The following is a 5,881-nucleotide window of genomic DNA, read 5'->3' as shown; positions in this document are numbered from 1 at the left end:
CCGGGACTCCACGCCGTACCGCTGCTTCCACACCTGCCGCGTCACCCACACGTCCAGCACGCCCCAGGTCGCGACCACGGTGCTCACGACCGTGCTCAGCAGGAGCGGAAACGCGGGCCACGACCCGCTGACGGTGAACAGCAGGGCCGCCATCGCCTGCGACAGCGTCAGGGCGACGATGATCACGGCGCGTACGGCCGCCGTCCGCACCGGGTCCGGAAGCCTCGGTGTGCCGACGGGCTCCTCGACCCAGAGCGGCGATTCGAGGCGCCGCAGCTCCTCCTCCGCAGCCATCAGTTCCCTCTCCCGCTCGACTGCCGGGTGCCCAGGGTGACTGCCCCGCACGCGGGGTGACGAAAGCCCGGGGTACCCATGTTCACACGTTCTGATGTGTCAACGTTCGAAGGGGGCTACGAGTTGCCGGGGCGACGGTAGTAGGCTGCGCCGACTGGGGAAGGGACGCGGGCATGGTTGTGCAGGGTGGGAACAGACGGCAGCCGGCGGGGAGCCGGTTGAACTGGCTGCTCGACGATCTGGTGGGGCGGCTGACGAGCGTGCGGATGGCGCTGGTGCTGTCCTCCGACGGGCTGCCGATGAGCGTGTCCGAGGACGTGAGCAGGGAGGACTCCGAGCATCTGGCGGCGGTCGCCTCCGGCATCCACGGCCTGGCCAAGGGCGTGGGCACGCACTTCGAGGCGGGCTCCGTACGGCAGACGCTCGTGGAGCTGGACGACGCGTTCCTCTTCGTCACCGCGGCGGGCGACGGCAGTTGCCTCGCGGTGATGGCGGCGTCGGACGCCGACATCGGGCAGATCGCGTACGAGATGACGCTGCTGGTCAAGCGGGTCGGCGAGCATCTGGCGGCGGCGCCGCGGGGCAGCAGGTCCTGACGTCGGACGGCCGCGCCGCGGCGCCGCGGCGCCGTGGCGTCAGCCGGCAGCGCCGTCCTTTCCGGCCGGGCCGTCCTCGTCGTCCTGCCAGCCGAAGCTGCGCTCGACGGCCTTGCGCCAGTTGCGGTACTCGCGATCCCGCGTGGCCTCGTCCATCCGCGGCGTCCACTGGGTGTCGCGCTTCCAGTGGGACCTCAGCTCGTCCTGGTCCTGCCACACGCCCGTGGCCAGGCCGGCGGCGTAGGCGGCGCCCAGGCAGGTGGTCTCGGAGATCACCGGCCGCATCACGGGTACGCCGAGGACGTCCGCCTGGTGCTGCATGAGCAGATTGTTGGCGGTCATCCCTCCGTCCACCTTGAGGTCCGTCAGCCGTACCCCCGAGTCCTGGTACATCGCGTCGACGACCTCGCGGGTCTGCCAGCTCGTCGCCTCCAGCACGGCGCGCGCCAGGTGTGCCTTGGTGACGTAGCGGGTCAGGCCGGTGACGACGCCGCGCGCGTCGCCGCGCCAGTACGGGGCGAACAGCCCGGAGAACGCCGGGACGATGTATGCGCCGCCGTTGTCGTCGACGCCGGCCGCCAGCGTTTCGATCTCCTCGGCGGCGGAGATGATGCCGAGCTGGTCGCGGAACCACTGCACCAGCGCCCCGGTGATGGCGATGGACCCCTCCAGGCAGTAGACCGGTGCCTCGCCGCCGATCTGGTAGCCCATGGTGGTCAGCAGCCCGCTCTTCGACGGCACCGGCCGCGTACCGGTGTTGAGCAGCAGGAAGCTGCCCGTGCCGTACGTGTTCTTGGCCTCGCCGACGCCGAAGCAGGTCTGCCCGAAGATCGCCGCCTGCTGGTCGCCGAGCGCGGAGGCGACGGGCACGCCGTCGAGCCGGCCCGTGCAGGTGCCGTAGACCTCGGCGGAGGAGCGGATCTCGGGCAGCATCGCCGCCGGGACGTTCATGGCGTCGAGGATCGAGGGGTCCCACTGGTGGGTCTCGATGTTCATGAGCATGGTGCGGGAAGCGTTGGTGACGTCGGTGACGTGTATGCCGCCGTCCGCGCCGCCGGTGAGGTTGTAGATCAGCCAGGAATCGACGGTGCCGAAGGCGATCTCGCCGTTCTCGGCGCGGCGGCGCAGGCCCGGCACGTTGTCGAGCAGCCAGGCGGCCTTGGGGCCGGAGAAGTAGCTGGCGAGCGGCAGCCCGGTGCGGTCGCGGAAGCGGTCCTGGCCGTCCGCGCCGCCGAGTTCGGTGCACAGCGCCGCGGTGCGGGTGTCCTGCCAGACGATGGCATTGTGCACCGGCTTGCCGGTGGCGCGGTCCCACAGCACGGTCGTCTCGCGCTGGTTGGTGATGCCGACGGCGCTCAGCTCGTCGGCCCGCAGTCCCGCCCCGGCCAGTGCCCCGCCGACCACGGCCTGGGTCTTGGCCCAGATCTCGGCGGCGTCGTGCTCCACCCAGCCGGGCCGGGGGAAGATCTGGCGGTGCTCGCGCTGGTCGACGGCGACGATGGCGCCGTTCTGGTCGAAGACGATGCAGCGGCTCGATGTGGTGCCCTGGTCGATGGCGGCGACGTACTTGTCCGTCATGACGTCCCCTTGCTGCTAGAAGGCGAGTTTGAAGATCAGCGCGCTCAGGACGCCGCCGATCAGCGGGCCGGCCACGGGTATCCAGGCGTAGTTCCACTCGCTGGTGCCCTTGTTGGGGATGGGCAGCAGCGCGTGGGCGATGCGGGGGCCCAAGTCGCGGGCCGGGTTGATGGCGTAGCCCGTGGGGCCGCCGAGGGACAGGCCGATGCCGGCGACGAGGAGGGCGACGACGAGTACCTGGGTGCCGGACTCGGCCAGACCTTCGGTGAGGTTGAAGGCCAGGATCGGCAGCACGAGGCCGATGGTGGCGATGGTCTCGGTGACGAGGTTCTGCCACGGTCGGTAGATCTCCGGGCGGGTGGAGAAGATGCCGAGTGTCTCGATGGCCGTCTCGCGGTTCGCGTTGCGGGCGAACTGGCCGTAGTAGACGAGCCAGGCGAGCACGGCGCCGATGAGCGCGCCGAGCATCTGCGAGCCGATGTAGAGCGGGACCTTCCCCCAGTGCTCGTTGCTCTCGACGGCCACGCCGAGGGTGACGGCGGGATTGATGTGCCCGCCGGACAGCGGCGCGGCGGTGTACGCGCCGGCCAGCACGGCGAAGCCCCAGCCGAAGGCGATGACGACCCAGCCGGACGCTTTGGCTTTCGATTTCTCCAGGGTGACGGCGGCGCAGACGCCCGCGCCGAACAGGATGAGAATGGCGGTGCCGATCACTTCACCGGCGAAGATGTCCCCATTGGGATAGTCCACTGCGGCTCCTCGGGCTCAACCACCGGGATCGCCGTCCCGGCCGAGACGAAGGGTGCGTTCTTCCCTGGCTGCTGCCATGACGTCGAGCGCCGGCCGGGGAGTGGAATCGGTGCCCCTGCCGGCGTCGTTGCGAGCGCGCGTCAGCGGGGCGTATCGCCGGTGGGAGACAGGCGGCGAGGGGCCGTCGTGCGGCGATGCCCGACTGACATCCGGCAGTGTTCACCTGGGCTGACGGACGGTCAAGACACTGGACACGACGGCATCAAATGTATTTTCGGCGGCGCTGGTCCGGGGTGGGGCGGGTCCGGCCGGGCGCGCGTCAGACCGGGCGGGGGAGCGCCGCGCCCTCGCGCAGCAGGCGTGCGATGTCCTCGGCGGAGAGGGCGCCGGCCAGCGGCTCCCAGAAGCCGTCGTCCGGGTCGGCCGCCACGTCGACGCGGCTGCCGTCGCGCCAGGAGGCGTCGAAGCCGAGCCGCCAGGAGTGCAGCTGCGTCCGCAGGCCCGCCGCCGCGGCCGCCTTGTCGAAGAGGGGGTCGCCGAGGATCGGGTGGCCGATCCAGGCGAGGTGCACGCGGATCTGGTGCCGCCTGCCGGTGACCGGCCGGGCGACGAGCACCGAGTGCCGGCCGTCGCTCCACAGCGTCCGGAAGCGGGTGGTCGACGGGTAGTTCTTCACGTCGAGGAGGTCGTCCTCCGCGGCCCACCAGCGGTTCTCCGACTCGTCGAAGCGGATCGCCTCGCGCGCGGCGGCGATACGCACCCGGTTCTTGCGCCCGACGCTGAGCGGCAGTTCGACCGTACCCCGGTCGGGCAGTCCCGCGGTCCCGGTGACCACCAGGTACGCCTTGTCGACGGTCCGCTTGTTGAACTGCCGGGTCAGCCCGCCGTGTGTGGCCACGTCCTTGGCGAAGAGGACGACACCGGAGGTGACCTTGTCGACGCGATGGGCCGGGAAGAGCCGTTCCCCCGCCTCCTGGGCCAGCTCCACGAGATCGGTGCCGTGCCGCTCGCCCATGACGGAGATCCCGGCCGGTTTGTCGAGCACGAGGACGTTGTCGTCCTCCAGGAGCGTGGCGGCGCCGCGGACCTCCTGCCAACTGGGCACTGTCATCGGATCAGCCCTCGGGGAACTGCTTGCAGTATTCGTACAGGGCCATCGCCGTCGCGGTCGCGACGTTGTAGCTGTGCGGCATTCCCCATACGGGAATCTCGACGCAGTCGTCGACGAATTGCAGCTCCTCCTCGGTGAGGCCGAGCCGTTCGTTTCCGATGGCGAGTGCCGTCTTCCTGGGGAAAGCGAAGTCGTGCAGGCTGTGCGAATTCGTCGTCTGCTCCAGGCCGACGACCCGGTATCCCGCCGACCGGAGGTCCTTGAGCACGGGCGGCAGCGTCCGGCGGACCTCGATCGTGACGCGGTCCAGGCTGTCCCGTGCGACGTCGGGGTCGACTTTCCCGTTGCCGCACGCGACGACCCGGCCGATTCCGCAGCACCCCGCGGTGCGCACGATGCCGGAGAGATTCGCGCGGGACCGCAGCGGCGCGCAGGCCAACACGATTTCCCGCTCTCTGGTCAGCGTGGCCGGCGGCCGATGCCGAATGTGATCGAACATGATCGGCCAAGTCTACAAGGGCGGCGAGGGCTACCCGTGCCCCTGTCCGGACAGCGAGCGGCGGTGGACGGGGAAGTCGAAGTACGTGTCCGGGAACGGCTCGTCCGCGAGCCCGAAGTGCCACCACTCGTACGCGTAGTTGACGAAGCCCGCCGCCTCCAGGCCCTCCTTGAGCCGGAGCCGGTTGGCGCGCTGCTCGCCCTTGACCCGCTCGTCCAGCGTGTGACTGAGGGTGTCGAAGCAGTCGTAGCCGGTGGCCATGTCGATCGAGTTGTCGGGGAAGCGCTCCTGCCGCGGCGCGGCGCAGTCGACGAGCGGCTCGCCCGGCTCGTACGGGCGGGTGTTCCCGGCCGGGAGCTCCACGAGGGTGAGGTCCACGACGCTGCCGCGGCTGTGGCCGGAGCGCGCGGCGATGTAGCCGTCCTCGAAGAGCCTGGACTTGTCGACGCGCGGGTAGAACTCGTCCTTCATCCGCTGGTCGTCCAGGTCCTCGGCCCAGGTCACGAACTGGTCCACGGCGCGCTGCGGGCGGTAGCAGTCGTAGACCTTCAGGGAGTAGCCGTCCGGGAGGAAGGCCCGCTGCGCCTTCTTCAGCGCCCGGGCCGCGTCCTCGGTGAGGATGCACATCGGCTTGCGGTAGCCGTCGACGCGCTCGCCGGTGAAGTTGTGCCGGGTGACGTAGCGGATGTCGTGCAGGATCGTCGGGTCCACGTCGGAGAGCGCGACGAACTCCTCCGGGGCCTTCGGCTCCGGCTGCGCGGTGGCCGGGGGCGCAGCGGTGGCCGTGGCGGCGAGGGCCGCGGCGGCGGCCAGGACGGCGAGCCGGGCCAGGGGGCGCGCGAGAGCTTTCTTTGGCATGGCCCTTTCACTATCGCGCTCGCGGGCGCGTGGGAAGAGGGGAGGGGGCCGGAACAGGGCCATTCGGGTGTACGGAACGGCAGGCCGGCGGCGCCCGCCCCGGGCGGCCGGGGCGTCCAGGGGTTACCCGCCGCCCCGTATCCGCACCGGCAGGTCGGGCTCCGCGCCGTCCTCGTGCCGCACCGTCGTACGGCC

At 70.8% G+C, this 5,881-nt stretch carries 7 protein-coding genes; 1 reads left to right on the top strand and 6 read right to left on the bottom strand.

The genetic code is table 11. The annotated features are described in order from the left end of the window. Positions 1-294 (bottom strand): hypothetical protein (locus tag H5J30_RS15120; RefSeq protein ID WP_181787952.1); only part of this gene is annotated, 294 nt, incomplete at its 3' end. A gap of 173 nt (positions 295-467) precedes the next feature. Here H5J30_RS15120 and H5J30_RS15115 point away from each other — a divergent pair. Further along, the gene (locus H5J30_RS15115) at positions 468-890 is read left to right on the top strand and encodes a roadblock/LC7 domain-containing protein (protein WP_051642425.1); all 423 of its coding nucleotides are present in this window, start codon (positions 468-470) and stop codon (positions 888-890) included. Between the two features lie 39 nt (positions 891-929). Here H5J30_RS15115 and glpK read toward each other — a convergent pair whose 3' ends face one another. The 5 genes from glpK to H5J30_RS15090 form a co-directional block, all read right to left on the bottom strand. Beyond that, on the bottom strand, positions 930-2,468 hold the full coding sequence (gene glpK, locus H5J30_RS15110) for a glycerol kinase GlpK (protein WP_181787951.1): 1,539 nt from the start codon (positions 2,466-2,468) through the stop codon (positions 930-932). A gap of 15 nt (positions 2,469-2,483) precedes the next feature. Further along, positions 2,484-3,218: an MIP/aquaporin family protein gene (locus tag H5J30_RS15105; RefSeq protein WP_181787950.1), complete on the bottom strand. Its 735-nt coding sequence runs from the start codon at positions 3,216-3,218 to the stop codon at positions 2,484-2,486. A gap of 319 nt (positions 3,219-3,537) precedes the next feature. Continuing rightward, positions 3,538-4,329 carry an RluA family pseudouridine synthase gene (locus H5J30_RS15100; RefSeq protein ID WP_181787949.1) on the bottom strand — a complete coding sequence of 264 codons (792 nt, stop codon included), beginning with the start codon at positions 4,327-4,329 and terminating at the stop codon, positions 3,538-3,540. A gap of 4 nt (positions 4,330-4,333) precedes the next feature. Then, positions 4,334-4,828, bottom strand: coding sequence for a TrmH family RNA methyltransferase (locus H5J30_RS15095; RefSeq protein ID WP_220188927.1), 495 nt, complete (start codon positions 4,826-4,828; stop codon positions 4,334-4,336). Positions 4,829-4,858: 30 nt separating this feature from the next. After that, positions 4,859-5,686: a M15 family metallopeptidase gene (locus H5J30_RS15090; protein WP_181787948.1), complete on the bottom strand. Its 828-nt coding sequence runs from the start codon at positions 5,684-5,686 to the stop codon at positions 4,859-4,861. Positions 5,687-5,881: the final 195 nt, after the last annotated feature.

It is taken from the genome of Streptomyces phytophilus, assembly GCF_013870535.1.
Lineage (GTDB): Bacteria > Actinomycetota > Actinomycetes > Streptomycetales > Streptomycetaceae > Streptomyces > Streptomyces phytophilus.
This window is presented reverse-complemented; position numbering and strand designations above follow the sequence as displayed.